The organism is Amycolatopsis sp. NPDC051071 (assembly GCF_040682875.1).
Taxonomy (GTDB): Bacteria; Actinomycetota; Actinomycetes; order Mycobacteriales; family Pseudonocardiaceae; genus Amycolatopsis.
Genome location: NZ_JBFBBY010000021.1, coordinates 39,234 through 65,480 on the forward strand (window position 1 = coordinate 39,234; position 26,247 = coordinate 65,480).

20 protein-coding genes are annotated in these 26,247 nt (G+C 67.4%); 6 read left to right on the forward strand and 14 right to left on the reverse strand.

Annotated features, from left to right (window positions below):
- Position 1: 1 nt before the first annotated feature.
- On the reverse strand, positions 2 to 1,105 hold the full coding sequence (locus AB0M65_RS10430) for a serine hydrolase domain-containing protein (protein WP_364024531.1): 1,104 nt from the start codon (positions 1,103 to 1,105) through the stop codon (positions 2 to 4).
- A 788-nt stretch (positions 1,106 to 1,893) separates the two neighbouring features.
- Here AB0M65_RS10430 and AB0M65_RS10435 point away from each other — a divergent pair.
- Complete coding sequence (locus tag AB0M65_RS10435; RefSeq protein WP_364024534.1) at positions 1,894 to 3,156, forward strand: DUF222 domain-containing protein; 1,263 nt, start codon at positions 1,894 to 1,896, stop codon at positions 3,154 to 3,156.
- 196 nt (positions 3,157 to 3,352) lie between these two features.
- Here AB0M65_RS10435 and AB0M65_RS10440 read toward each other — a convergent pair whose 3' ends face one another.
- The 5 genes from AB0M65_RS10440 to AB0M65_RS10460 all read right to left on the reverse strand — a co-directional run bounded on the left by AB0M65_RS10440 (position 3,353) and on the right by AB0M65_RS10460 (position 6,782).
- Positions 3,353 to 4,054, reverse strand: a complete 702-nt coding sequence (locus AB0M65_RS10440; protein ID WP_364024537.1) for a hypothetical protein — start codon at positions 4,052 to 4,054, stop codon at positions 3,353 to 3,355.
- A 40-nt stretch (positions 4,055 to 4,094) separates the two neighbouring features.
- The gene (locus tag AB0M65_RS10445) at positions 4,095 to 5,372 is read right to left on the reverse strand and encodes an MFS transporter (RefSeq protein ID WP_364024540.1); all 1,278 of its coding nucleotides are present in this window, start codon (positions 5,370 to 5,372) and stop codon (positions 4,095 to 4,097) included.
- Positions 5,369 to 5,716: a VOC family protein gene (locus AB0M65_RS10450; protein WP_364024543.1), complete on the reverse strand. Its 348-nt coding sequence runs from the start codon at positions 5,714 to 5,716 to the stop codon at positions 5,369 to 5,371. The genes AB0M65_RS10445 and AB0M65_RS10450 overlap by 4 nt, the downstream gene beginning before the upstream one ends.
- On the reverse strand, positions 5,716 to 5,883 hold the full coding sequence (locus tag AB0M65_RS10455) for a CopG family transcriptional regulator (RefSeq protein WP_364024547.1): 168 nt from the start codon (positions 5,881 to 5,883) through the stop codon (positions 5,716 to 5,718). The genes AB0M65_RS10450 and AB0M65_RS10455 overlap by 1 nt, the downstream gene beginning before the upstream one ends.
- Before the next feature lie 119 nt (positions 5,884 to 6,002).
- A complete protein-coding gene (locus tag AB0M65_RS10460) occupies positions 6,003 to 6,782 on the reverse strand; it encodes an isocitrate lyase/phosphoenolpyruvate mutase family protein (RefSeq protein ID WP_364024550.1) in 780 nt (259 codons plus the stop codon).
- A 416-nt stretch (positions 6,783 to 7,198) separates the two neighbouring features.
- On the opposite strand from AB0M65_RS10460, the gene AB0M65_RS10465 reads away from it, so the two are divergent.
- A complete protein-coding gene (locus tag AB0M65_RS10465; RefSeq protein ID WP_364024553.1) occupies positions 7,199 to 7,531 on the forward strand; it encodes a hypothetical protein in 333 nt (110 codons plus the stop codon).
- Between the two features lie 11 nt (positions 7,532 to 7,542).
- The gene (locus tag AB0M65_RS10470; protein WP_364024556.1) at positions 7,543 to 10,140 is read left to right on the forward strand and encodes a caspase family protein; all 2,598 of its coding nucleotides are present in this window, start codon (positions 7,543 to 7,545) and stop codon (positions 10,138 to 10,140) included.
- Positions 10,141 to 10,142: 2 nt separating this feature from the next.
- Here AB0M65_RS10470 and AB0M65_RS10475 read toward each other — a convergent pair whose 3' ends face one another.
- Both AB0M65_RS10475 and AB0M65_RS10480 read right to left on the reverse strand, forming a co-directional pair.
- Positions 10,143 to 11,027 carry a hypothetical protein gene (locus AB0M65_RS10475; RefSeq protein ID WP_364024559.1) on the reverse strand — a complete coding sequence of 295 codons (885 nt, stop codon included), beginning with the start codon at positions 11,025 to 11,027 and terminating at the stop codon, positions 10,143 to 10,145.
- A 465-nt stretch (positions 11,028 to 11,492) separates the two neighbouring features.
- Complete coding sequence (locus tag AB0M65_RS10480) at positions 11,493 to 12,737, reverse strand: helix-turn-helix domain-containing protein (RefSeq protein WP_364024562.1); 1,245 nt, start codon at positions 12,735 to 12,737, stop codon at positions 11,493 to 11,495.
- An 89-nt stretch (positions 12,738 to 12,826) separates the two neighbouring features.
- Between AB0M65_RS10480 and AB0M65_RS10485 the strand changes: the two genes are divergently transcribed.
- The gene (locus tag AB0M65_RS10485) at positions 12,827 to 14,320 is read left to right on the forward strand and encodes an NAD(P)/FAD-dependent oxidoreductase (protein ID WP_364024565.1); all 1,494 of its coding nucleotides are present in this window, start codon (positions 12,827 to 12,829) and stop codon (positions 14,318 to 14,320) included.
- Positions 14,321 to 14,357: 37 nt separating this feature from the next.
- Here AB0M65_RS10485 and AB0M65_RS10490 read toward each other — a convergent pair whose 3' ends face one another.
- Together AB0M65_RS10490 and AB0M65_RS10495 are read right to left on the reverse strand one after the other, a co-directional pair.
- Positions 14,358 to 15,044, reverse strand: coding sequence for a TetR/AcrR family transcriptional regulator (locus AB0M65_RS10490; protein ID WP_364024568.1), 687 nt, complete (start codon positions 15,042 to 15,044; stop codon positions 14,358 to 14,360).
- Between the two features lie 153 nt (positions 15,045 to 15,197).
- Positions 15,198 to 16,508: a lipase family protein gene (locus AB0M65_RS10495; protein ID WP_364024571.1), complete on the reverse strand. Its 1,311-nt coding sequence runs from the start codon at positions 16,506 to 16,508 to the stop codon at positions 15,198 to 15,200.
- 225 nt (positions 16,509 to 16,733) lie between these two features.
- On the opposite strand from AB0M65_RS10495, the gene AB0M65_RS10500 reads away from it, so the two are divergent.
- Positions 16,734 to 17,078: a hypothetical protein gene (locus AB0M65_RS10500; RefSeq protein WP_364024574.1), complete on the forward strand. Its 345-nt coding sequence runs from the start codon at positions 16,734 to 16,736 to the stop codon at positions 17,076 to 17,078.
- A gap of 314 nt (positions 17,079 to 17,392) precedes the next feature.
- On the opposite strand, the gene AB0M65_RS10505 is transcribed toward AB0M65_RS10500, so the two are convergent.
- Complete coding sequence (locus AB0M65_RS10505; RefSeq protein ID WP_364024577.1) at positions 17,393 to 20,431, reverse strand: tetratricopeptide repeat protein; 3,039 nt, start codon at positions 20,429 to 20,431, stop codon at positions 17,393 to 17,395.
- Positions 20,432 to 20,631: 200 nt separating this feature from the next.
- Between AB0M65_RS10505 and AB0M65_RS10510 the strand changes: the two genes are divergently transcribed.
- The gene (locus AB0M65_RS10510) at positions 20,632 to 21,849 is read left to right on the forward strand and encodes a hypothetical protein (protein WP_364024580.1); all 1,218 of its coding nucleotides are present in this window, start codon (positions 20,632 to 20,634) and stop codon (positions 21,847 to 21,849) included.
- 322 nt (positions 21,850 to 22,171) lie between these two features.
- Here the strand turns inward: AB0M65_RS10510 and AB0M65_RS10515 are convergent, their stop codons facing one another.
- From AB0M65_RS10515 to AB0M65_RS10525, 3 genes are all read right to left on the reverse strand, one after another.
- Positions 22,172 to 24,175 (reverse strand): tetratricopeptide repeat protein, encoded by a 2,004-nt coding sequence (locus tag AB0M65_RS10515; protein WP_364024582.1) that lies wholly within the window; start codon positions 24,173 to 24,175, stop codon positions 22,172 to 22,174.
- A 276-nt stretch (positions 24,176 to 24,451) separates the two neighbouring features.
- Positions 24,452 to 24,736, reverse strand: coding sequence for a hypothetical protein (locus AB0M65_RS10520; RefSeq protein WP_364024585.1), 285 nt, complete (start codon positions 24,734 to 24,736; stop codon positions 24,452 to 24,454).
- A gap of 147 nt (positions 24,737 to 24,883) precedes the next feature.
- Positions 24,884 to 26,044 carry a thioester domain-containing protein gene (locus tag AB0M65_RS10525; protein ID WP_364024587.1) on the reverse strand — a complete coding sequence of 387 codons (1,161 nt, stop codon included), beginning with the start codon at positions 26,042 to 26,044 and terminating at the stop codon, positions 24,884 to 24,886.
- Positions 26,045 to 26,247: the final 203 nt, after the last annotated feature.

Sequence of the window (26,247 nt, forward strand, 5' to 3'; positions counted from 1 at the left end):
GTCAGCGGCGCGGGCAGACGGCGGCGTCGACCACCTTGACGACGTTGTCGGACGCCTCCGGTGCGTAGACGACCTCGTTGACCGAAACGTTCACCGCGCGCCCGTCCGCGGTGACGCCGCCCCGCGTGCGAAAGCCGGGAATGCTGCCGCCGTGTCCCCAGACGTCTGTGCCGCATGAGGTGAGGTAGCGGATGAGCCCCAGGCCGTAGCCGCCGGGGTGCGCCGCGGACGGTACGGTGCGCTTCATCTCGGCGAGCTGCGCCGGCGGCAGGAGACGGCCTCCGAGGAGCGCTATGAAGAACCGGTTCAGGTCCTCCCCCGTGCCCACCATCGCCCCGGCCGCCCCGGCGTACGACGGATTCTGGACGGTGAAGTCGACGCGCTCGCCCGAACCGGCGTCGTAACCGCGGGGATGCGGGCCCCTGATGCCGGTTTCGTAGGGCCGCGGGTAGTAGGTCGCCGTGAGCCCGAGCGGGCGGAGGATCCGGCGGTCGATCTCCGTCGCGACCGGGCGCCCCGCAAGCTTCCGGACGAGTTCGCCCACCACCAGATAATTCGTGTTGGAGTAGGCCCAGCTCGTGCCCGGTTCGAAATCGGGGTCGAGGGCCATCGCGGTCTTCAGCAGTTCGGCCGTCCCGTACTCGCGCCAGCGAATTTCGTCCGGATCGATGACAGGCAGGTAGTCCGCCAGCCCGCTGGTGTGCTGAAGCAGCTGACGGACCGAAATCCGGGAACCGTTGGGCACCACGCCGGGCAGGTAACGCTCGATCGGCGCGTCCAGTACGACCTTCTTCTCGGCCACCAGTTGCAGCACCACGGTCGCGACGAACACTTTGGTGTTGCTGCCGATGCGGACCCGGGCCTGATGCGGGAACGGCTTCCCGGTTCGCAGATCCCCTGCGCCGCGGGCGATCTCGCGGGTGCGACCCCGTTCGGTGACCACCGCCTGCGCTCCCGGCGGGCCACCCTCGGCGACCAGTTCTTCCAACGCTCGCTCGATCCGGTACTTGTCCCCCGGGTCGGCCGCGGCGACAGGGGCGGACAACGCGATTCCGGTGATGGCCAGTGCTCCGGCGAGGGAACATCGTAAAAGGCGCGCGCGCAAGGGAAACCTCCAGGCTTTGACGGCTCTGACTCTGACTCCGACTCCGACTCCGACTCCGACTCCGACTCCGACTCCGACTCCGACTCGGCGATGATGGCAGCGCGTCCTCTCAGCGCACGTCAGCCTGCGGAATGAACCGAGGGCACCCCTGCGAGTTACGCCGACCCGGGCTCCACGGTCAGGGCCTGCCGCCCGAGCCCGCGCACGTAGTCCGTCGGTGAGCGGGCCGCCTCGGTGAGACGAGGGGTCAAGGGTCGCTCGCTGCCCATCGTCCATGAAGGAATTGGGACTTTGAGTGTCCCAATTCCTTCATGGACAAGCCCGGGATGACGTCCTTTGCTCTCTAGGTGGGCTTTCTCTTGAGGCTGGGTGGCGCGGCGCCGCACTCGCGTGCTCAGAGGCGAAACTCCCGAGTTACGTCTCTAAGCACGCAAGTTACGTCTTCAAGCACGCGAGTCGCGCCTTCGCCCTGGCCCTCAACCCCGCGAACAGGCTGGTCACAGCGAGCCCGGGCACTACGCCACATTCGACCTACCCGTCAATATCCCGAATCGCCACTCACGACCCGCTGCACCGACGGCGGCCTTTCCGTGCCGGGCGGGGGTGAGTACCTGGTGCGGGGGTCGTGAGTGTTTTGGGTCGTTCTAGCGACCCAAAACACTCACGACCCCTTTCCTCTCGGTAGTCGCGGTTGCGTCCCCGAATCACTCTCCAGTGGTAAATGGGGTTTGTCGTGGTTGCCTAAAATTACGAACACATGTTCGACCAGGTTTTGGTATTGTTGAGGGGTGTCCGAGACCCCCGTTCTTCCCGAGTTGCCGCAGGAGTTGTGGCGTGCCGGGAAACAGGAGCTCGCTCACGGTGTGACACACCTGTTGCAGGTGATGCGCATGGCGGCCGCCGGGTTGGGAAACTATGTGGCGGAGATCGAGTCTCGCGGCGCTGATGACTTGTATGGGTATGGGACTGTAGCGTTGTGGTTCGCGGATGTCGCGAGGATTTCCCGGGGAGACGCTCGAGCGTTTGTGAAGCGGGCGTTGGCGTTGAACCCGACTCGTGGCGTGGACGGTACGGAGGTTCCGGCGTCCGCCCCGGCGACCGCCGCCGCGGCCGCGGAGGGCGCGGTCGGGGAGCAGCACATCGACGTGATCCTGGAGATCCTGCGGAGGATCCCGCCTGAGGTGCCGCAGGTGAAGCGGGAGGGTGCGGAGAAGATCCTCGCCGACCTCGCGCGTTCCGGTGGCCCGAAGGAGATCGCGGAGGCTGGTACGGATCTGCTCGCGCGCCTGGACCCCGACGGCAAAGAACCCAAAGACCCCGAACCCGCCGAACCGCGCCGCGCAATGTTCATCGAGCGCCGCAAGGACGGGTTCTGGAAGGTTTCCGGCCTGCTGGACGAGGAAACCGGTGCCCGGACCGCGGCCGCGCTCGACGCCTACGCCACGCGGCGTCCCGTGGACGAGTTCGGCCAGGCTGATCACCGGACCCTGCCGCAACGCCGAGGTGACGCGTGGGCTGAACTTCTTGACCTCGCGATCGCCTGCCCAGACCAACCCGGAACGAGTGGTTACCGCACGATGGTGCAGGTGACCGTCGGTCTCGACGTGCTGAAGTCCGGGGTCGGGAAAGCGTGTCTGGATTTTGTCGGGGAGCTCACCGCCCGCGAAGCACGGATGATGGCCTGTGACTGTGTGATGGTGCCGGTGGTGCTCAGCGCGGCCGGTGAACCCCTGGACGTGGGGCGGCTCCGACGGTTCGTGACCCCGGGGCAGCGGCGGGCGTTGAACGTGCGGGATCGGGGTTGTAGCTTCCCGGGGTGTCACCGGCTCCCGAAACACTGCCACGCCCACCACGTCCGCCACTGGGCCGACGGCGGACGCACCGATCTCCGGAACCTGGTGCTGCTGTGTCACTTTCATCACCGGCTGATCCACCACGGTGACTGGGACGTCCAGATCGCGTTCGACGGACTACCGGAATTCATACCACCCCAGTATCTGGACCCACTACGAACTCCCCGACGCAACATCCTCCACCGCGCCATCACCTGACCCGCACAGCACCCGAGGAGCCCGCCACCGAACCGGCGACGGGCTCCTCGACCTGCCCGCGGACACCCTCGCGGGGCTTCAGGGACATGAGCGGAGTGGGAGGTAAGGCAAAGCTCGCACGGGTCCATCCGCACGCGAGTTCTCCCGGCCGACACGGACAACACTCGACTTTCGGCCCAACGAACCTATTTGCCGCTCACGACTCACTCGGGGCCTGCTCACTTTGCTCTTCTGGCCGTCGGGAGCGGCGAAGCACGATGATCAGCAGACCAGCGAGCAGGACGAGACCGAGCCCACCGAACACCCACGGTTGCCAGACCACTCCGACACTCCCATAGAGAATGGCGACGTCGCCCTCGCCCGGGTCCCCGGTGATGTCGCGCGGGGCGTAGATCACGTCGTCCGGATCGAGAATGTCGTTGCCTTGGACGAATTCGTCCAAGCTGCCGTACGAAACGCCTTTGCGGTCGATCACGCGGTCGGGGGAGAGAAAAAGCGTGATCAGTTCGAGCTTTCCGTCGGAGTGCTTGACCAGGATGGCCCGGCCGATGACCTTGTCGGTGCTCGCACCCAAACGCCGTAGTTCGCTGGTGACGGGCAGGGTGATGTCACATCCGGTCCTGAAGAGGGTTGTGCGGGGGAAGCCGCCGCTGTCCGGTCCGGTGCAGGGAAAGGGGGTCAGCAGCCTCGACTTCAGCTGGTCGATCGAGTACCTGGAGGCGAGGTTGGCCATCCGGTCTTCACCCGAACCGCCACCGCTGGGAAACCGATCGTTTTCGACGTCGGTCGAACGCACGTACTCGCTGAGCAAATTGGGTTTGGGTACCGGCTCTTCGACAGTGCTGCACGCCGAAGCGGCAAGGGCGAGCCAGACGGCCGCGAAGGCTCCAATGCGCATGCGGCGAGCGTAGGTTTTCCGGCCGGGACCGGTCCCGTGACTACGCCGAGGTCCGGCTCGCCGCGACAGCGGCGGCCATCAACGCGACCGCGAACAGCATGTAGGAAGCGAACAGTCCGCCGCCTGCCGAACTCAAGGTGCCACCGATGGCGCGGCCCACGAGTTGTCCGACGCATTCGGCCGTGATGACCGCGGTGGCCAGTTCCGCGGCGGTGAAGCCACTCGCGCCCGCGGTGGTCGCCCGGATGTACAGGCCGGGGTAAGCGAGTCCGACGCCGATCCCGCCGACAGCCCAAGCGACGACTACCACGCCGAAGGATCCGCCGGTGGCGAGTTCGATCGCCAACACGGCCGTGCCGAGGGCTGTCAGGCTCAGCCCGGCCGTGGGGAACTTCCGCGCCGACGCGAAATGAGCGGCCACCAGGCTGGTCACCGCCCAGCCGAGCGGAGCCGCGCTCAGTACGACCGCCGCCTGCCCGAGACTCATCCCGAACCCGCTCGTCAACAGCACGGTGATCAGGCTGTCCGCGCCGAAATAGCCGACCGCGAACAACACCATCGCGCCGAGGGCGGCGGGCGTCCCCGGCCGCAGGCGGGCGGTTCCCGCGGGCAGGATCGCGATCATCCCCACCGCGGTGATCGCCGCCCCGAGGATCGCGAGCGGCCACCAGCCCGCGCTCAGCACGACACCCGCCGCACCCAGCGGGACCAGCAACGTCCGTCCCAGCGGCGGTGGCGCAGCCTCGGCCGGTGGATCGTCGCGGACGGCGCGCACGACCAGCAACCGTCCGAAAAGGACGAACGGAACCGGCACCAGCAGCGTCCAGCGCCAGCCTACGAGGTGCTCCAAGCCGAGTGTCGCGGCCGGGCCGACCAAAGCGGGCAGGATCCACATCGCCGACGACGCCGCGACGACCCGGACGCGCAGGCGGTCGTCGAGATGCCGGATCGCGGAACTGATGCCGAACACCGCGAGAAGCCCACTGGCCGACCCGCTGGAGAACTGCCCCAGCGCGAACATCCACGCCGCCTGTGCGGTGGCCGACAGGACGAGCCCGCCGAGGTAGGCGAGCATCCCGACGGCCAGGGTGCCGCGTGTGCCCAGCCGCCGCAGCACCCGGCTTGCCAGCGGGAGGGCGACGAACAACCCCAGGGACGAGCCGGCGATCAGGAGTCCGAGCGCGCTCCTCGCGTCCAGGTCGACGGCGACGACCGGCAGCAGCGTGGAACCCACGAAACCGGTGACGGCCGCCGCGAACTCGAGCGCGACGATCCCGGCCGCGAGGGACAGCGAACCCGCTCGCCGGGTTTCGCTCACGTATAGAGCTCTTGGTCGTACAGGTTGATCTGCACCCAGACCCCGTCGGGATCCCGGACGCGCAGCGAGTGCCCGAAGCCCTCATCGGTCACGGGTCCGGGCTCGAATCCGGCCGCTCGCAGGCGTTCCGCGACGTCTTCCAGCGGTTCGCCTGCCTCGAAAGCCAGCTCGCAGCGGCCCGCGTCCTCGGCGGACCCGCGGTGAAGGGCCAGCAGGCCGCCCTCGGCGGGCATTTCGATCCAGCCACCGGGCCGCGAGACCGGTCCGACCGGCAGGCCGAGCGCCTCGTAGAACCGTGTCATCGCCGCGACATCCGAGCTGTAGCGGATCGGCATCACTCGCATCACGAAGGCTCCTCACCGGTGGTGTCGCCCTGTCGCAGGTGGTCCTCCAGGACGCGCTCGACGAACGCGGAAAGCGACTCGTCCGCGTCGACGGACGCGTGCTTCACCCGCCTGATGAGGTCATTCGGCAGGTAGACGCTGAATTGCCGCTTGGCGTCCGGGCTCATGTGAGTATGCTAGCAAATGAACATGCCCGCGTATGAGTAGTTGCGAGGACAGCGGGTATGTGGCGGAGATCGGCACCCCGCGGCGGCGGGACCGGCCCGAAGGCCGGTCACGCCACGGCTCAGTTCAGCTTGCGGGTGTCGACGGGCAGGCCGCCACCGGCGTAGACGTCCTCGGCGAGCTTGGCCAGGGCGGTGAGGGCGACGTTCTGGCTCCACGGCCCGTAGGAGACCCGAGAGACACCGAGTTCCTGTGCGGCGGCCAGCGGGATCGACCCTGGGATGCCGATCAGGTTGACTTTGCGCTCGCCCAGCGCCTCGACCAGCTTGCCGACCTGGGCTTCGTCGAGCTTTCCGGGGACGAAGAAGTTCGACGCGCCCGCGTCCAGGTACGCGCGGCCGCGGGTGATCGCCTCGGCCAGCACCTCTTCGGGATCGCGGCCGCCCGCCTTGACGAAGGCGTCGGTGCGGGCGTTGACCACGAAGTCGACACCGGCGGACTGCGCCGCGGCAACAGCGGCCTCGACGGCCTTCACCGACTCGCTCAGCGGCTTCATCTGGTCTTCGAGGTTACAGCCGACAGCGCCGGCCTCGATCGCCAAGGCGATCGTGCCGCCCGGGTCGCCGTAACCCGCTTCCAGATCGGCGGTGACCGGCAGATCACCCGCCGTCCGCACGATGAGGGCGACCTCGGCGATCATCAGGTCGCGCGGGATCTTTTCGCCGTCGGGATAGCCCCGTGCGGCGGCGATGCCGTGACTCGGGGTGGCGAGCGCCTGGGTGCCGGGGGTCTCGGCGACGACCTTCGCGGTGATCGCGTCCCAGACGTTGACGACGAGCAGCAACTCGGGGGCGGCGTGCAGCTCCTGCAGCCGGACGGCCTTTTCAGCGGTGGAAACCATGCCCACAATGTATCGAGCCGTCGTCCGACCTCGACCAGGCCGTCGTTGACCGGTCCGGCGGCGTTGATCAGGTACCAGTCCGCGGCGATCCGGGTCCGTTGCGGCCCAGCGGAATCACCCGGTGTGCGACGATTCTTGTAGGTCCGTTCCCGGGCCCACGCCGTACAGAATCCTTGCTGGTGCATGGCTTCGCGGCCGCAGGCGCGACCGGGTCCGCCGCCGGTAAGGGAATTGCTGTCAGGATCAGGTTGTCCGCCCTCAGGGTCCGGCCGTGCGCCGGAGCTGGAGTGCTTTCCTGGTCCGGGTTTCGTCACCGCGCGGTCAACGGACACCACGGTCAGATCACAGGACGGGATTCTTGTTACGCCCCGCGGCCCGGCCGCGATGTACGGATGTCACTTTCGAGTGGAGGCCTCGTGGAGCTAACAATCAACGCCGGTGGCGACGAACAAGCGCTGAAAGAGTTCTATAGCTGGCTTCGTGACGACGTCGACGTGGCCCGGTCCGCGACGATCAGCACCGCGGGCTCACGGGAATCGGGGCAGATGGGGGCCTTCGAGGTGATCTGCATGTCCATCGGTTCATTGACCGGGCTGGCCAACCTCGGCCTCGCGTGGGGCAATTTCCTGCGCACCCGCAAGAAAACACCCTCCTTCACCATCACGATCGAGGGTGAGCTGTCCGCTGGACAACGCGCCATGCTCCGGAACCTGGACCTGCCGCTGGGACGGCCGGAGGGTGAGGAGTGACTTCACCCCGGGTGACTCTTCCCGACCCGCGGAAGTCGCGAGCCGTGCTGGTCGGGGTCTCGGACTACACCACGCTCGAACGACTTCCTGGGGTTGAGAACAACATCTCGACCTTGCGTGAGGCGATGACCGACCCCGAGCTGTGGGGCCTGCCGGAGGAACATTGCGTCGCGCTGCTGAATCCGTCATCTCCTGACGAAGTACTGGACGCCGTGCACCGGGCGGCATCGGAAGCGACCGACGCGCTGCTGTTCTACTACGCGGGCCATGGTCTGCTCGACAACCGTTTCGAGCTCTATCTGGCGTTGCCCGGTTCCGACAACGAGCGGCTTTACCGCGCCGTCCGGTACGACGACATCCGGCGTGAAGTCGTCGGTACCGCGTTGTCCTGTTACGGCAAAGTGGTGCTGTTGGACTGTTGCTACAGCGGCCGTGCGCTCCAAGGCGGGATGGGTGGCTCGGTCGACGATCTGGCCGACCAGGCGCGAGTGGACGGCACCTACCTCATGACCGCGACGGCCGAGACCCGCAAGGCGCTGGCGCCGCCGGGGGAGCGCTACACCGCGTTCACCGGCGCGCTCGTCGACAAGCTGACGCGCGGCCTGCCCGACGGGCCCGCCCTCCTCGACATGGAGACGTTGTTCCATCACGTGAAGGCGGATCTGCAGGCGAGGCACTTTCCCGTTCCGCAGCAACGCAGCCGCAACGACGGCAAGGCGATCGCGTTGGTGCGCAACCGATGGAGTGCCGGGCAGCGCGCGGTGGAGCGGCCGACGGCCGTCGCGTGGGTGCTGCCCCGGCCACCGGCCGGGTTCGAAGCCTTCCTTCGGCGCCGTCCCGGCGATGTGTACGCCGAAGTGCAGACGTTACGGGCGCACCAGCAGCACGACGTCGCCGACCAGATCCTCGCCGCTTGTGCGGCGTTGCGGCCGGATCAGGAGGTCGCGGCGATCATCGAAGTCCTCCGGCGGCTGGGCGCCACCGCGGAGCTGCGGAACGTGTGGACGGCCGCCGCGCGACGTCCACCGGAAGAAGTGCTGCGGATCTTCGACGCGCTGATCGACACCGATCTGCCACTGGACGCGGGTGAACTTTTGCGCGCCGTCGGCGCGGGCCCGGTCGGCGACGCGGCGACACTGGCATATCTGCTCCAAGAGGGAAGCCGTGCCGGCGCACTCGTCGTCCTTCTCGACTCGGCGTTGGATGCCGCGCAGGCGCGGTCGTCGCTGATCGATCTGATCAACGCCTTATGGGTGGCGGGACTACGCGAAGAGGTCGACAGCCTGATCGCGCGCACCGCGACCAGGCTGCCCACGCCCGCGGTACTCGCGCTGGCCGACGAACTGCGGTCCGTCGGCCGGGAGGAGGCGGCGTTCGGTCTCTACGCGGCTTCGGCCGAGGGGATGGCGTCGCGTCCGCCGGACGTCGTGGCGCAACTCTGTCACGCGATGGCCGAGGCAGGGCGCGCCGAGGACAGCGCCAAGGTGGCGCAGGCCGCGATCGACGGCGCCGACGGGGTCGGTGAGCTGCTTGAAGCCGCACTCGCTTTCTGGGACACCGGACAGGAACAACACACCGAACGGGTGCTGATCCGGGCGGCGCAGGTGCTGCCGAACGCGGGTGTCATCGGTCTCGTCGCCGAGTTGCGAGCTCGCGATCACGAGCCGGAGGCGCACCGGTTTTGCCTGCGTGCCATGGTGAATCGTCCTGCTCAGTCCATCCGGGAAATCATCGCCGAGCTTCGCGAGGAGGGCTGGCCGGTCCTGGCGAAGCAACTGCTGGAGGAGACGACCGCCCAGGTGCCGGTCACGACGGTCGCCGAACTACTCGGTTCGTGCGACGCCGCGGACCGGCAACGGGTACTGAGCGTGGCAGGCGAACGTGAGCAGGCCGATGTGGCGGAGTTGTTGAAGAGACTCGTTTCCACGCGACCGGGTCTCGCGCGGGAGTTCGCCGACCGGATCACGGCGAAGGCCGAGACCAGGACCGAATTGGTCCCGGTGATCATCGAGGGCCTCGATTTCGGGTCCAAGGAACAAATTCTCACGAGCATCGTCCACACCGGAGACGGTCCGGCTCTTTTGACCTTGCTGTCGGCCCTGCCCGCCGAAGACGCGAAGCACCTGATGTACCTCATCGTCCTGGCGGGACCCGAGAAGTTCGGGGCGGTGAGCCGTCGCCGGCCGTCGGAGCACGGTGATCAGGTGCTCCGCCATCTGCTGGACCAACCCGTGTCACGGCTCGCGATGCTGGTCACGAAATTGCGGGAAGCCGACGAAAAGTACTACGTCGACGCTTTGCTGAGCAACGCGGCCGAACGGAATATGCCCGCCGTCGCCCGAAACCTCGCCTTCCTTTTCGGCGCGGGTGAGGAGGTCGTCGGGAAACTCCTGTTGCGCAAGGTGATGGCCGGCCGGTCCAGTGCCGCGCTCACGAGTCTCGTGGAAGCCTTCCGAAACCAGAACCAGCCTGCGATCCTCGAAGCTGCGGCGGAGTGGGTGAAGGAACACTACGAGGAGGTCGGGGCGACGGACGGCATCCTCCGCCGGATCGGTCTCCGCGAGTACACGAGCCGTCGTTCCTTTCTGAACAGGCGAACCACGGACTGACGTCACCGGTCGGGAGGGGCCGTGACGTCGATGCGCACGGAGTCGTTGTCCTTGACGATGAACACTTTCGACTTCCCGTGCTCCCACTGCCGGGAGACGAGGACGAAGCGGTTGTTGCTGTAGACGAGAAGACGCAGGCCGTCGTAGCGATAGTGGAAGTCCTGTTCGGGTGACGCGTCATAGCCAAGGCTGATGCCGGTGCCACTGATATCGAGTTTACGCGTGCTGTGCAGCCGGATTTCCGGTCGTGTCAGCAGTGCTTGCGCGTCGTTGACGGCGATGGTCCGGCCGACGTGTTCGGCATACCTCTCCACGGTGAGCAGAAGCCCGATGAGGCTGAGGCCGAGCAAGGTGACAGAGAGAAGATGGCTTCCGGATTCGCGGCCGGCGCGGGATCGTGCGAGGTGGGTGACGTAGCCCAGAGTGCCCGCGCCGGCGAAGATCGCGAGTGGCGGCAAAGCGGCCTCGGGCCATTCCGGCGTGACGTCGACGAGCACTCCCAGTACGCCGACGAGGAGCAGCACGCCTCCGACCGGTCTCGCCGTTCGGAGGGCACGCTCGGCAAAGCGGCCCCGGGAACGGGCGAGGCGTGGCGCGATCGCGTAAAAGACGATCGTGCCGAGCAGAAAGACCAGCAGGGGCCGGACAAGGGAGTTCAGGCTTCGCTGCAGGTAGTCGCTCGGAGCGAGTCCCAGCAGGGTGACATCCAGCCCGAAGTAGTCCGCCGTGGCGTTGGCGCGGATCCAGCCGATCCGGTACAGGAGTGCGACCAGGATCGTCGTCTGGGAGACGATCGCCACGATGATCGGCCAGGCCTTCGCCTTGGTTTCGGCGGTTTTCGGCCGACCCGCGTTCCTGAGCCCGGCGACGCGAAGACGCTTCGTCATCAGTGACACCACCAGTGTTCAGTGACGGAGTATCCGCACGGCGCCTGACTCGGCGCGGCCTTGGGCGAGGTCGTCGGCGCGGGCTCGTCACTCTCGACGGGAACAGGGACGAACCGGTCAGCGCCCGGCTTGCCGGCTTGGGACGGCTTGGTGGCGGCCGGCGTCGGTGTCTTGTGACCGCCGGAATCAATGGTCGCGGGTGCGATCCGCGCCGGAATGGGTGGTGGCGAAGGCGTCGGCGACGGTTTCGGCGACTGTTCCGGCACGGCAGGGGACGCGGGCGGTGGCGGCCGATGGTCCGGTCGTGGGGGCGGTTCCGGGGTGCCGCAGGCGGAGAGAAGCGCGATCCCCAGGGACACGAGGACAAGAAGCAGTCGGTTCAACACCTGCTTCAGGAGCAGACCTCGGCCGCCTGGATACGAAGATCGGTCCCGTTCACCGGGACGAGTGACCAAGACGCGGGCTTCAAGCGCCGCTCCCCAGCCATCGCAGCGTTTCCAGCGCCACCGCCACAGCGACGGCGTTCTCCGCCAACGGCCGCGGAAGCAGCTCATCGGCCCTCGCCAACCGGCGGACGACGGTGTTCCGGTGCGTGTAAAGCCGTTCCGCGGTCCGCGTCGTGTTGCCCAGTTCGTGCACGTAGGTCCGGACGGTCTCGCGTGTGTCGGCGTCGGCGGTCCGGAGTTGCCCGAGTGTGTCGGCGAGGAATTCGTCGGCCTGCGCCGGATCGACGGTGAGCAACGCGAGCAGCTGGATGTCTTGGTAGCGCGCGATTTGCTGCGGTGACGTGAGCCGGGCGAGCATCCGCTGGGTGGCGGCGGCGTCGAGGTGGCTGCGGCGGAAGCCGTCGATGCCGCTGCCGGGCCGTCCCAGCGCCACCCGGACGTCGGGGTGCGGTGCCAGTTCTCCGGCGAGCAGGTCCGCGCGGGGCGAGGTCCGGCCGGGCAGCCAGACCCACAGGGCGGCGGCGCTGGCGACGACGGTCAGCCGGTGCGAGGCGTCGCTGGCCCGCATGAGCGTTTCGGCGGCGGTTTCGAGCTGCTGGGACGACGGCGTGGCCGACCCGCTCCAGACGATCGCGGCCGTATGCGGTCCGGCGAGCGGGTAGCCGAGCTGGGCTTCGGCCCGCGAGCGGCTGATCGGGGCGCCCTCCAGGAGCAGCGTGACCGTGGCGCGTCGTTCGGCGTGGGCGCCGCGGGTCAGTTCGGTGCGTTCGGCGGCCATCCGTTCGGACACCGCCGCCACCGTGTCCTCGATGAACGTGGTGATGGACAGCGACGAGACGTCCAGCAGTTCGCGGAGCAGGACGGGGTCTGACGTGAGGTCGAAGCAAATCTCGATCCACCGGCGCCAAGCGACCCCTTGAGCCCGCCGGTACGCGTCGAGGCCGCCGGAGTCGAAGCCCCGGCGCACCATGTCACGGGCGCCGTCGAGCACTTCCTGGTTCAGGTTGGCGGAGACCCGCCTGCCCGGATGCTGTACGTTCGCGGCCGCCCAGTGCAGCAGGTTCGCCAGGTTCGCGCGTTTGGTCCCCTCGGTGAGCACGGGGTCGTCGGCGACCGCGCGCATACTGCCCCCGCCGAGCGAGGCCGCGTGCAGCTCCTCGATCCATTCGGCACGCGGATGGAGGACGATCTCCGCCCCGCGCCGGAAGAGCTTCCGCGCCTCGGGGGACAGCGCAGGCCACGGCGCTGCGGCACTTTGCACCATCGATCCATGATGATGGTGCGGATAGTGCTAGCGCAAGGCCGCGGCGCACCCGCATCGTGGAGGGAACCGAGACGAGTCTGGAGTACCGCATGACGACGAGCACCCCCGTCGAGCACCTCGACGTGGTCATCATCGGTGCCGGGATTTCCGGGATCGGGGCCGCGCGCTACCTGAAGACCGAGGTCCCCGGCAAGAATTTCGCCATCCTGGAGGCCCGCGGGGCCTCGGGTGGCACCTGGGACCTGTTCCGTTACCCCGGTATCCGATCGGACTCCGACCTCCACACCTTCGGCTACGAGTTCAAGCCGTGGCGCGACAAGCAGTCCATCGCCGACGCGCCGCGGATCCTGTCGTACCTGCGTGAGACGGTCACCGAGAACGGCCTCGAACCCAGCATCCGCTATCACCACAAGCTGCTCTCGGCGGCTTGGTCGAGCGAAGAGTCCCACTGGCTGCTCGAGATCGAGCGCACCGACACCGGCGAGCGCATCCGGCTGAGCGCGGGCTGGCTGTTCAACGCGGGCGGCTACTACCGCTACGACGAGGGCTTCACGCCGGACTTCGAGGGCCGCGACCGGTTCACCGGCACGATCGTCCACCCGCAGCACTGGCCGGAGGACCTCGACTACGACGGCAAGCGCGTCCTCGTGATCGGCAGCGGCGCCACCGCGGTCACCCTGATCCCGGCGATGGCGGGCACCGCCGCACACGTGACCATGCTTCAGCGCACCCCGACCTACGTCATGCCGGTGCCGCGTGAGGACAAGATCGCCAACGTCCTGCGCAAGCTCCTCGGCGACGAGCGGGCCTACGCGCTCACCCGCCGCAAGAACATCCGCAAAGGCCTCGCGGTCTGGCAGTTCTGCCAGAAGTTCCCGAAGACCGCCCGCTCGCTCATCCGGTACGTCAACAAGAAGCAGCTGCCGAAGGACTATCCGGTCGACGAGCACTTCAACCCGCCGTACGACCCGTGGGACCAGCGGCTGTGCGCCGTACCCGGCGGTGACCTGTTCGCCGCCATCCGCGAGGGTGATGCCGACGTCGTCACCGACAAGGTCGCGACCTTCACCGAGAAGGGTGTCCTGCTGGAGTCCGGGCGGGAGCTGGAAGCGGATATCATCGTCACCGCCACCGGGCTGAACCTCCAGGTGTTCGGCGGGGCGACCCTCAGCGTCGACGGCAAACCGGTGATCCTGCCGGAAACCGTCGCGTACAAGGGAATGATGCTCTCGGACGTGCCGAACGCCGCGTTCGCGATCGGCTACACGAACTCGTCGTGGACGCTCAAGATCGGCCTCCTGTGCGAGCACTTCTGCCGCCTGCTCAAGCATATGGATTCCCGCGGTTACGATGTCTGCCGCCCCGTCCTCGCCGATCCGGACATGCCGACGAAGCCGTTCTTGGACTTCGCCGCCGGATACGTCCAGCGTGCCCTCGGCCAGCTTCCGCGCCAGGGCGACCGCATGCCGTGGCTGACCTCGATGAGCTACCACTCCGACCTCAAGCTGCTGCGTGCCGACGACATCACCGATCCCGAGCTGCACTTCTCCCGCGCGAAGGTCCGGGAAGCGGTGAGCTCATGACCGACAGCTTCGCCGAGCTCACCTTCGGCCTGGCCCGCTAGAGATCAGGGCGGGCGATGCTCTGGTGCCCGAACAACCCGAGCAGCCAGGTGTAGCGGAGGGCTTCGCGTGCTTGGCCGTAGGCGTCTTCGGTGCCGCTCCAGATGGCCTGGGTGATCAGTTCGATCGTGGCGGCGACGACCGTGCGCGCGGTGAACGGCGGCGGTGACGGCAGCGCGGGATCGGTGGCACGAACCCAGTTCGCCGTCCGGTCGAAGACGGCTTCCCCGGCACGCAAGGTTTTCTCCCGCGCTTCGAGCCCGGCGTCGCCGAGCGCGTAGATCTCCAGCAGCGCCGCGCGGACGGCCGCGGGGCGGCGATGGACGTAGTCGACGAGGAAGTCGCAGCAAGCCGCGATCGCGTCCAGCGGAGTCGCGGCTTCGGCGGCCACGGCGACACCCTGCGCGATGAACTCCGTGGTGATCTCGCGATAGGCGGCGAGGAACGCGTCCTGCTTGTCGGTGAACTGCTCGTAGAACGAGGTTCGTGACACACCTGCGGTGGCGGTGATGTGGCCGACGGTGGTGGCGACATACCCACGCCTGCCCGCGTTTTCCAGCACGGCATCGATCAGCCGGGCGCGCTGGGTGTCGGCGACCTCGTCGCGGCTGAGATTATGCGGCCCCTTCGGCAGTTTGCGGCGCGCCGGGCGCGCCGGGCGGGCGGTGCGGTCGGGCTCGGTCACCGCGCCACGGTACCGGTCCGACTGGTGCAGACCAATGGTCCGTGAAGGCCTCCTTCCCCACCTTGAATCCAGGCTGCGCGCGCAGCGCGTCCGTTGAGGGCGGCGGCGGGGGCATGGATGGAGTAGGAAAGGAGGCCTTCAAAGACCGAACGGTCAGCCGGCCGGCACCTCCGGGGCAAGTGAGTTGCCGGGTGCGATCTTCCCGCAGGTGGACGGCGCCTGCTTGCCGGCGAACCGGTCGTTGAGCCACAGGATCGCCTGCGGTGCCCAGGCGACGGCCGCCCCGACATGGCTCAGTGTGTTGTACTGGTCGTACTTGATCGACTTGTTGCCGGTGTCGCAGTACTGCCGCGCGAGCGAGCGCACGTCACCCGCGACCATCACGCCGTCGCCGGTCCCGATCCCCGGCGGGTTGCCGAAAGTACCTTCCACGACACCGTTGTTGCCCTGCGCGATGAAGGCGGGGACGGTGGGCGTCGGCGCGGAGCCGAGGTTGACCTTGTTCACGGCGTCGACGTACGGCAGCACCGTGTTCGGGTTCGCGTATTCCGGTTTCACGAACTTTTCCCACGTCAGTCCGGGATAACGGCCGAGCGCGTCGGCGATCGACGCGTTCTCCATCTCCGCGAGTACCTTTAAACCATAGGAATTCGCGTACGGCTTGAGATCGATGTCGAAGGAGCGCGAGACCCCGATGAGCGCCATCGGAATGACACCCGTCCAGGCGGCACTTCCGTTGACGTACTTCAGATTGTGCGACGGCTTGACGAGCACTCCACCTTCGGTGAAACCGACGAGATTCTTGTTGACCTCGGGTGCGTACGCCGGCGCGAGCGCGGCAGCCCAGCCGGTCGCGATGGCACCACCCGAATAGCCGAGGAGGCCGAACCGGGTCTTGTCGTTCATTCCCGTTTCCGGCGCCCGCGTCGCGGCGCGGATCGAGTCCAGGGTGTTCGTCCCGTATTCCGGCCCGGCCGCGAAGTTCGCGTCCTGGCCTTCGGTGTCGGAAATGACGACGTTGTAGCCCTGCAACAGCGAAGGCGCGATGAGAAGCGATTCCGCGTTCGCGATCAGGCCGCCGAGCGAGACGTCACCGGCGATCGCCCGCGACGGGCCGTGCTCGGGGTTGAGCGAGTCATAGAACGACTGGTACGAAACGGCTTTGGTGCTGTCGCCGGTGAGGCTGCGCAACACGGAAGTGACATTGGCCGACGGTTTCCCCAGCGCGTCGGTGGTCCGGTAGAGCAGCTGGGTCACCTTGAGCGGCGTGGAAATACCGATGACGTGGTAATTCAGCGTCCGGGTTTTGAGCACGGTTCCGGGGCTGTAGGAAGACAGCGGTTCAGTGCCGTTGTAGCTGTAGAAGGAATCGGCCTTGGGGGCGGCGGTTGCTGCGGGCGCGGCGGCGAAAGTGACGACGAGTGCGATCGCGACGGCCAGCAGGCGAGCGGGTTTCCGGGTCATGACTCCCCTTTGAATCATGAAGTGGATCACGTTTGGATGCTCGGAACCTACCAGTCGGTAACCGGTGGTGTACAGAGGCGTACACCATTCGTTGTGACGCACGCCGGACACCTGCTTGTCCGTTCGCGGCACAAGAAAGGCCCAAGTGGGGGCTGGCCTTGGATCGTCGCAAGTACGACTGTGGTGAGGGAGGGGATGTACCAAGAGCGGGGTGGTGGCCTTGAGATGACGGGCCCGGGCGATTCCGACGCCCGTGGAGGGGAACGTGAACTCGAGGTCGACGCTGAGCTGGTGCGCGCCTATGAAGGCGGCGCCACGATCACGGAACTCGCCGCTCGCTTCGGAATGACCTACTACAAAGCGCGAGCCTCACTCATTTCGGCGGGTGTGGCACTGAGACAGGTGGGGCCGGCGACGCCTCCGGCCCCACCTGGCCTCGTCGAGGCATACCTCGGCGGGGCGAACATTCACGACGTGGCGAAGAGATTCGGGCTGAGTTTCGGGGTCGCCCGGCGGATGCTGCTGCAGAACGGTGTCCGGCTCCGGCCCAAGGGGGGTGGCCGGACATAGTCCCGCGGGATCAATACGTACGCCACCAGTCGCCGGTCGTCAGCACGAACATGGTGACGAACAGCAGGGACAGGGCGGGCGCGGACAGCAGGTGCTTCTTCAAGATACTCCTCGGGGGGATAGGGGAGATGCGCATCCGAGTTGCCACACACATGTCAATCAACTCGGATATAGAGGAGCGTAGGGCTGTCCCGAGAGCCAGGTCAACGCTGTAGTCGATGGTCTACTTTCTGTTGCCACCGCGGCAATCGGGCTCGCACACGGGCGGAGCAGCACCTATTCGATCAGCGGTGTCGGTGCGGGCCCGCAAGGTTTCACCGCTTCGTGTGATATCCGGTGACGCGTCGAGACGGCGGGAGCATGGCGATCGTGTCTTCGTCGCCTCTCCGCGTGGCCGGAATCCCGGACTCGTTTCTGACGAGTTCCGCGATCCGCGGCTCCAGTTCGGCGGCCTTCGAGTGCCGGCCTCTGTTGCGGTAGAGCTCCGCGGCGCGTTCGAGAACCTCGCGGGCGTCTGGGGAGTTGCCGCGATCGGCGAGGATGCGCCCCAGCGTGGCGAGCGCCCGGGCCTGCCCCGTTGCGTGGTGGGTGCGTTCGGCCAGGTCGATGGCATGGTCCGCGTACTGGAGCGCTTCGCGGTCCTTGAGTTGTGCGTGCGAGAGGCAGGCCAGCACGGTGTACAGCTTCATGGTCGCCGGCAGGTGGTGGATCTCGTCGGCAAGCAGCAGTGCCTTGTTGCCGTGCAAGGTCGCTTCGTCGTACCGGCTCAGCTGGGTCAGGACACTCGCCAAGGCCGTGTGGACGGCCATCTGTCCGGAGGCGTCGCCGGTCTCCCGGCGAAAGCCCAATGCGAGCCGGTAGTGCTCGACGGCGGCGACGTGCTCGCCTGCGGCTTTGAGGGCGTCCCCGAGCCGGTACTCCGCGGTGCCCAGGTGGTCGGGATCGCGCACGATGTGCGCCAGCGCGAGACATTCGCGGTACCGGGCGATCGCCTCGGCCGTGCGTCCGGCGTGATGGTGACGGCGTGCCATGTTGAGCAGGACGGCCAGTCTGCCGAAATCGTCGCCCCGGGCCTGGACGAGGTCGTGCGCGCTCTTGAGATAGCGGTCCGCCTCGGCGTCGTTCCCGATGAGCATGTGCACCTGACCGAGATCGTTGAGCGTGGCCGCCTCGGCGAACCGCTCCCCGGCGGCCGCCGCGGAGCGAGCGGCGATCGCCAGCCCGTTCACGATGTCGTCGTAGAACCCGTACCGGTCGTAGATGTCGCTCGTGACATGGGGTATCCGCCACGCGTACTGGTCCAGGCCATTGTGGTGAGCGTCCTCTACGAGGGCATTCAGGTTGCTGCGTTCCTGAAGGCACCATTGACGCGCGGCGGCGGGGGAGTCGAAGTCCAGCGGGACGCAGCCTGGCTCGACGGGGATCATCGGCGGCCGCTGTTTGTGCGGGTGGACAGTCACGTGGGCGTTGAAGGCGGTGTGCAAGTAGAACGACAGCAGACGCCGCTGTGGTTCGTCTCCGTCGCTCTCCTGGCCGGCGAGCGTCGCCGCATACCGGTGGAGGATGTCGTGCATGCGGTAACGGTCCAGGTCGCCGGGGTGCTGGATCAGGTGCGCGGCGAAGAGCGCATCGAGCGATCGTCGTGCGGCGGTGACGCCGATCGCTCCGGCGGCGGCGAGCGCGGCCGGGCTCATCTCGGTGCCCGGATGCAGGCCCAGCAGGCGGAACATGCGCTGTTCGGGTTCTTCGAGTGCGTTGTAGGACCACGAATAGGCGGACTGCAGGTGGATTCCAGCGCCGTCTCCATCGTCGCCGATCGTCAGGAGCGTTTCCGCGTCCTTCAACTGGTCAGCCAAGGTGTGCAGGCGCAACCCACCGCGGCTGGCCGCGCGGTCGGCCACGATGCTCAGGGCCAGTGGGATGCCGTCACACAGTCGAGCGAGCGTTTCAAGGACCTCGGGCTCGTGTTGGGTCCGTTCCCGCATGCGATGTGCCAGTAACTCGCGCGACTCCGCGGGCGTCAGCGGGGCGAGCCCGACCGACGGCACGTTGTGTAAGGCCGTCAACGGGGTAAGTCGCCGTCGGGACGTGAGGATCACAGTGCACGACGTCAGCAAGTCGAGGAGTGGCTGAACGTGGCCGAAGTTCTCGACGTTGTCCAGCACGACCAGCGCCGGCCTCCGTGACAGGAGGGTGGCGAGTTTTGCCATTCGCCCGGCGGTGCTGACGATGTGGTCGACCGGGAAGTCGAACGCCGACAGCAGGACGTCGACGACGTCAGTGGCCGCCAGGCGCGGAGTCCGGCTGAAACCGTGCAGATCGATCATGACGACGCCGTTGGCGAAGCGCTCGGCTGCCCGGTGTGCCCAGTGCCCGATCGTCGTCGTCTTGCCGACGCCGGGCGGGCCGGTGACGCAGACGATCGTCGCCAGCGGCGCGGCCGTCGAATCGGTGGTCAAGGTGTCGAGTCTTGCCAGAATGTCCTCGCGACCCACGAAACGGTCGATATCGCGCGGCAGCCGGCGCAGTGGAACGACGCTTTCTTCCACTTGCGTCGGCTTCCTGTTGGCAGTGCCTGACGTGACCTGAATGAATCTTGGAACCGGTGTCGTGAGTGATTCGTGGAATTCACGCAGTTCGTCGGCGGCTTGTTCCTCGCCGTCTGCGCGGAAGGCCTTGTACTTCCTCAAGTAGAACGCCGGGATCTCACCATGTCGGCCGGCGGAGTTCAGCGCCTTGAGCCGCAGCTTGGCGAAGCCGAGTTCTGCCGGATGGTCGCGGTCGAGGTCGTCCAATCGTCGCAGAGCGGTGAGCGATTGTTCGGTGGCGATCAGTTCGTCGACCAGAAAAGTGTTCGCGGGAATCCAGTCAGATTGGACGAACGATGTACGCCAGTCCTCGGCGGGCCGGGTCGTCAGGTCGGCCAGCGGTTGCTCGCGCCAGAGTCCCACCGCCGCCGTCGCGGCTTCGCACGCGCGCCGGTGTTCTCCGCTATCGCCGAGGGCCTTCGCGTTCGCCATCGTCGTGCGGAACGCGGTGTAGTCGATCAGCGAGGGATCGACGTCGAGGGTGTATCGGCCGTTCGCGGTGATGAGTGCCGCCGGTGCGCGCACCTCCCGGAAAAGGTGCCGAAGCCGGGTCACGTATTGGTACATCGTAGATCGGGGATCCTTGGGACGTTGTTCTTGTTCGTCCCAAACCCATTCGACTACGCTTTCGATCGAAAGGCGCCGTCCAGGTCGGGTGAGGAGAGCCGCGAGGATGCCTTGTTCGCGCGGCCGTCCCCAATTCGCGATCAAATTCCCGTGCATTCGCACCGTAGTCTGCCCGAGAACTCCGAAGGCAACTTCCATGGTGGCCCCTTCTCATCGGCAGTCTCCGCTGCCGCCCCTCGCCTCGCTCTCCAGTTTCCCATTCTTTTCCGTTTCGAACCAGGGTGACCAGTGTGGACCGGATGAGAAGTGATCAGTTGTCAGGAGTTTCAACCGCCGGGCGAAAGGTGCGTGTCAGGCGGTGAGTCCACTCTCGTTTTCACGATCACCGACGAGAGGGGATGCTCGTGAGCAGGGAGATGTGGATCCGAGGGCCGGTCGGGGCGGGGGCGGAGGCGCGGGTGACGCGGGCTGGTTGCCGCACCGCGGTCGTCGTCGTCCCGACGATGACCGCGGGCACACGGCTGCTGGACCTTGTGCCGTTGCTCGAATCCGATCACCGCGTCCAGGTGGTGTTCACCGTTCCGCACACGACGGACCACTGGCCAGGAGTGGAGGAATTCGTCCGCGCGCAGCACGGTCTGCTCCTGCCGTGGGAACAGGCCGTGCAGCATACGTTCGACCTCGTCCTCGCAGCCAGTCATCGCCATCTCGAACAACTCCGAGGGCCGATCCTGCTGGTCGGGCACGGCGCGGGGACGATGAAATCGCACCGGTACAGCCGGAAGGCGGAGACGCCGGCACTGCCTGCGACCGGCCTCGATCGTGAGCTTCTGACCTATCGGGGACGCGTTCTGCCCGCCGCCCTGGCGCTGGCAACCGAAGACGAGAAGGTGGCGCTCGAGTCCCTGTGCCCGGAAGCGTTGCCCGCGGCGGTCGTGGCCGGGGACGTCTGCCTGGACCGGATGACAGCCGGGACGGCGTTTCGCGAGCACTACCGCCAGGCACTGGGGTTGAATCCGCGACGCCGGCTGGTGACGATCAGCTCGACGTGGTCGACCGACTCGATCTTCGGCCGGGTGCCGAGTCTCTGTCGTGCAATTCTCGACGCGCTCCCTCCTGCACGGTATTCGGTCGCGGCGGTGCTCCACCCCAACGTGTGGACCGTGCACGGGCGAAGGCAGGTGACGGCCTGGCTGTCCGACTGCGTCGAGGCGGGACTGCGCCTCATCCCGCCCGATCACGGCTGGCAGGCGACCATGATCGCGTCGGACTGGGTGATCGGTGACCACGGTTCGACCACCGCGTACGCTGCCGCGCTCGGTCGTCCGGTGACCCTGGCCACCGACCCGGGGGACCAGCTGCGCACGGGAAGCATCGCTGATCTCGTCCGGCAGAACACGCCACTCCTGGAAGCGGGTCCGTTGGCGGAACAGGAATCCGCGGCCGTCCGGCACTGTGATCGTTTGTCTTCGGTGGCGGCGAAGGCGATCACTTCCCGGCCGGGCGAGGCCGCCGGAATCCTGCGTTCAGCGATGTACCGGCTGCTGGGACTCGCGGAGCCGGAGTCCCCGCCGGTCGTTCCGATGCTGCCGTCGCCTCGCCCGATCGAGGCCTGACGCCATGGCCATCGTGTACGACGTCCGCGAGCCGGTGCCGGGTGTGGCCAGGATTCAACTGCGCGTCAACGGTTCCGGTGGCGACGTCCTCGCCGTCGCGGTCGACGCCGTGCCGGAGGCATGGGCGGCCGCCGGAGACGTGTTGCTGCGAGACGATGGCGAGACGGCCACCCTGGCGAGGATCGCCGCCGAGTCCGCGTTGGGCGCCCGGCCCGGCGCGAGCGCCGCGATCGCGGCCCATCCCGGCGGTTACGTCATCGCCACCCGGGCCGGGGTTTCGATGGTGGAAACGAAACCCCGACGGGCATCGGAGCGCTGGAGCTCACGGCTGAGATCCGTCGCCGAGTTCGCCGGCGCGGGGATCGCCCAGTTCGGCGTAGAGGGTGCGAGCTTCGGCGAGATGGCCGGCGCTGTCCTCCTCGCAGCCGCATTGCAGCTCGATCTGGCCGAGTGCGGCGAGAATTTCCGCGGTGTAGTAAGGAGAATCGAGTGACCGTACCGCCCGCAGGGAGTCGGTCAGCAGAACGATCGCCTCCCCGGTGCTCCCTTCCGCAGCGTGCACCCTGGCGAGTGCCATCACGGATCGCGTGTGCTGGGCGACATCGCCGAGTTCGGCCATCAAGGCCGCCGCCGCGGTCAGTTCGATCATGGCTTCGCTGTGCCGGCCGAGTTTGGCGAGGACCTCACCCTGTCGACGGCGGCACAGTGCGACGCCGCGGGGGATGCCCAGTCGTTCCTGTAGATCGGCTGCCTGTCGGTAGAAGTCGAGGGCGCCGTCGAGATCTCCTTGCCCTCGAGCGGATCTGCCGAGCTGGGAGAGCGCAGTCGCCTGCGTCGGACCGTCGTTCTCCCGCTGTCCCAGGCGAAGCGCGACGACGTTCTCCTCGGCGGCCTTGTCGTACCAGCCGAGCTTGGCGTACGCGAATCCGAGCTGGGACCTGAGCCTCGCCTGCACCAGGGGCAAATTCACCCGTGTCGCGGCGAGGACTCCCCGCTCGTACATCGCGATCCACGGCAGGTAGTCCCGGTAGTGCAGGAAGAAGCCCCACGACGCTTCGCAGAACTGCCAGACGAGGTCGTCCCAGTCGTGGTCCGCTGCCACGCCGTACACGGCGCGGACCACCGGTAGGTGGTCCCGCCACCAGGCGAAGCCGTCGGCGCGTCCGGCGAAGTCGTCCGACCGCCTGCCCCGCTTGGCGTACGCGGTCCGATGAGGATGGATGACCTCGCCGGCGGCCAGCACTCGGTCGAGGTACCACTGGGCGAACGAGCGGGCCAGCCGATCCCACTCGTCACCCGGCAACGAAGTGGCGGCACGTGTGCGCGCGTCACTGTGTAACACCTTGTGCTGCACGAGCCGGTCCTCACCGGTTTCGGTCAGGAGATTCGCTTCGATCAGTTCGTCGATGTCGTCCTCGACCGCTCCGGCGGTACGGCCGAGTGCGGCCGCCAAGGCGTCCGCGGAAAGGAAAGGACCAGGGTGCACGCCGCAGGCGAGGTAGACCCGCGCCGCGCTCCGCGGAAGCCCTTCGTAGACGACTTCGAAGATCGCGTTCAGGGAAAGGGCTTTGGCGGCCGGCCGGTCGGCCGAGGACGTCCACCGCCCGTAGGCGGCCGCCTCGCGGGCCAGGCTTCGCCGCGGACGGGTTCTCAGTCTTGCCGCCGTCACTGACAGTGCGAGCGGCAAACCGCCGCAGGAGGACACGATTTCCGAAGCGGACCGGGGATCGGAGCGGACGCGTTCGGTTCCGGCGTACCGCTCGAACAACGCGCGTGCCTGCGAATCGGTGAGCGGCGGGAGATCGACGAACTGTGCACCGTCGATGCCGAGGTCAGTGAGCCGCCAGCGGCTGGTGACGATGACGATCGTCTCCTGACCGGCGGGTAGGAGGGGACGGACCTGCGCGACGGATGCGGCGTCGTCGAGCAGCACGGCCATCCGCCGGGACGCGGTGGCGGTGCGGAAGGCCGCTGCCCGCTGGTCCAGGCTCAAGGGGATCTCAGCGGGCGAAATCCCCAGCGCCGTCAGGAAACCGTACAGGACCTCACCGGAATCCTCCGGCGGTAGCTCGCGCGACCCGCCGAGGTCGCTATACAGGATGCCTTGGGTGAACTCGCCCGCCTTTCCGTACAGCCAATCCAGCGCGAGGGCCGTCTTGCCGACGCCGCCCACCCCGCTGATCACTACCAGATGCCGTCCAGTCGTCCCGGCCCAGAGCCTGTCGAGTTCCGCGGTGAACCGCTCCCGTGCCGTGAACACTGCCGGAGCAGCGGGGATTTGCCAGGGCCGTTCCAGGGGAAAACCGGGGCCGGCCTGGGCGGTCATGGTCTGACCCCACCGCTTTTCCCGGCTGCTTCCGGCTGGTGCGAGCGCCGTCCCAGGTCGTCCATGCGGTGTCCCCCCGTTTGGTTGCAGTAAGCCAGTGTCTCCGATAGTGCGGTTGCGGGCGAGGAAGTGTGGGAGGATCCATACCCGATCGGCCGAACAATGCACGTGCGTCAGCACGGGCGTTTCCGGCCCGGCTTTACGGAAACCGCAGCATGTCCACAATGGACCGACGAATTCGGTGCGCTCTGGCGTCACATTCGGGCATGGGGACCTTCACGCCTTCGGGCGGTCTACGGCCGCCGGTTTCTTCGGCGCGCCCAGCGGGATCAACGCCGTCCGCAACGAGGTGTGGTCCGCGATCTTGCCGAGCACGGGACTCCCGAGGCCACCGATGCTGACGGTCAGGCCGAGGGTGACGCCACTGGCGGTGCCGACCCGGTGGGGGAGGTGACCCTGGGAGATGATGATCTGCAGGGAGAACGGGATGTGCAGACCCGCCGCCGCCAGAAGTACGAACGCGAAGAAGGTGGGCCACGCTGGTCCTCGTGGCCTGACCACCCGGTGACCACGGTGGCGCACGCCTGTGGCTGGTCGTCCACCCGCGCGTTCATCGACGTCTTCCGCCGCGCCTTCGTGCGCACCACGGCCGGTGACGAAAAACGGGGCCGGTCCACAGTGGACCGGCCCCGCTTGGTTCGTGCGGTCTTACGCCGCGCTGCGACGACGACGGACCAGCAGCACCATCAGCGCACCCACGCCGAGGAGCGAGCCACCGATGATCAGCGGCATGGTCGCGGACGCGCCGGTGTTCGCCAGCTCGTCACCGCCACCGGACTTGGCTCCACCGGGGGCGGTGGTGGCCGGGGCCTCGGAGGTGGCGGGCGTGCCGCCCTGCTTCCAGCTCGCGGTCACGTTCGCGGCGACCGAGGTCTTCTCGGACTCCGCGACGATCAGGGACTGGGCGGGAACCTTCGCGTAGTTCTCGCCCACGAAGAGACGGCCGGTGTCGAGGTGGCCGCTGACCTTCAGCGAGAACGTGCCGGAGCCGTCCTTCGCGTCCTTGGGGACGTCGACGTAGACCTTGGTGCCGTCCTTGACGTCGGCGGCCTTGATCGCCTTGCCGTCGGCGTCGGTGACCTTGACGCCCTCGGGCAGCTTGCTGGTCAGCTCCGTGATGTCACCGCTGGTCGCGATGCTGAACGGGCCGATCCGGGTACCGGTGGCACCGTCGGCCTTGGCCGGGCCGATGTCGAGGGTCGGCTTCGGCTGCTTGCCGATACCGGCGTTGTCCTTGCCGGTCAGGTAGTCGTAGAGGGCCAGCACGTCGGCGGCCTCTGCGGCGCCACCGCCACGCAGCGGCTTGGCGCGGTCCAGGTTCTTGCCGTCACTGAAGTGCCACACCGCGGCCTGCGTCGCGGTGACGGCCTCCTCGACGGAAAGCCCGCCGTTGAGCTTGACGTCCTTCTTGCCGAGCGTGCCTTCGAGGGCCTTCACGGCCGCCGCCGGGTAGCCGTTGTGCAGCACCCAGTTGATCTTCTCGTTGTTCTTGTTGAACGGCGAGGCGGTGTCCGGGTACTTGGCCCACGGACGCTCGATCATGTCCTGATCGGTCCGCATGCCGACCTCGACCTGAACGCAGTACATCTTGAGCTTGCTGCCGTCGGACAGCTTCAGCGTGAACAGCACCGTGCTCGCGTGCTTCCCGCCCTCGAAGTTGACGCCGAGCCCACCGGTGCCGGCGCTCTCGACGACCCGGCCGCGCGCCGCGCCGTCGTCGGCGAGGGCGGCCGGAGCGGCCATCGTCAGCGCGACGGCCGCGGAAGCCACCGCGACCCCGCCGCGAACCAGAACTGACCTGCCGTGCATGTGTCTCCCATCCGATTACGGACCACGAATGCCAGATGCGCTTGCGACCACAGGCCCCGACCGCAACCCGCAACGGCTCGCCCGAACGGGGGATAACTAATCCCATCGGGCGAGAGCGGAGCATACAGAAGTCACACACATGGCTACTCCGGGGTATGACTCATGTCCGAATTGCCCCGATCGGTGGGTGAACGCCGCGAGAA

What these genes read in the sequence shown, in the direction of transcription:
- AB0M65_RS10440 (WP_364024537.1), bottom strand. Translation starts at nt 4,054, where the DNA reads ATGCGCATTGGAGCCTTCGCGGCCGTCTGGCTCGCCCTTGCCGCTTCG.
- AB0M65_RS10450 (WP_364024543.1), bottom strand. Translation starts at nt 5,716, where the DNA reads ATGCGAGTGATGCCGATCCGCTACAGCTCGGATGTCGCGGCGATGACA.
- AB0M65_RS10455 (WP_364024547.1), bottom strand. Translation starts at nt 5,883, where the DNA reads ATGAGCCCGGACGCCAAGCGGCAATTCAGCGTCTACCTGCCGAATGAC.
- AB0M65_RS10460 (WP_364024550.1), bottom strand. Translation starts at nt 6,782, where the DNA reads ATGGTTTCCACCGCTGAAAAGGCCGTCCGGCTGCAGGAGCTGCACGCC.
- AB0M65_RS10475 (WP_364024559.1), bottom strand. Translation starts at nt 11,027, where the DNA reads ATGACGAAGCGTCTTCGCGTCGCCGGGCTCAGGAACGCGGGTCGGCCG.
- AB0M65_RS10480 (WP_364024562.1), bottom strand. Translation starts at nt 12,737, where the DNA reads ATGGTGCAAAGTGCCGCAGCGCCGTGGCCTGCGCTGTCCCCCGAGGCG.
- AB0M65_RS10485 (WP_364024565.1), top strand. Translation starts at nt 12,827, where the DNA reads ATGACGACGAGCACCCCCGTCGAGCACCTCGACGTGGTCATCATCGGT.
- AB0M65_RS10495 (WP_364024571.1), bottom strand. Translation starts at nt 16,508, where the DNA reads ATGACCCGGAAACCCGCTCGCCTGCTGGCCGTCGCGATCGCACTCGTC.
- AB0M65_RS10500 (WP_364024574.1), top strand. Translation starts at nt 16,734, where the DNA reads ATGACGGGCCCGGGCGATTCCGACGCCCGTGGAGGGGAACGTGAACTC.
- AB0M65_RS10505 (WP_364024577.1), bottom strand. Translation starts at nt 20,431, where the DNA reads ATGGAAGTTGCCTTCGGAGTTCTCGGGCAGACTACGGTGCGAATGCAC.
- AB0M65_RS10510 (WP_364024580.1), top strand. Translation starts at nt 20,632, where the DNA reads ATGCTCGTGAGCAGGGAGATGTGGATCCGAGGGCCGGTCGGGGCGGGG.
- AB0M65_RS10515 (WP_364024582.1), bottom strand. Translation starts at nt 24,175, where the DNA reads ATGACCGCCCAGGCCGGCCCCGGTTTTCCCCTGGAACGGCCCTGGCAA.
- AB0M65_RS10525 (WP_364024587.1), bottom strand. Translation starts at nt 26,044, where the DNA reads ATGCACGGCAGGTCAGTTCTGGTTCGCGGCGGGGTCGCGGTGGCTTCC.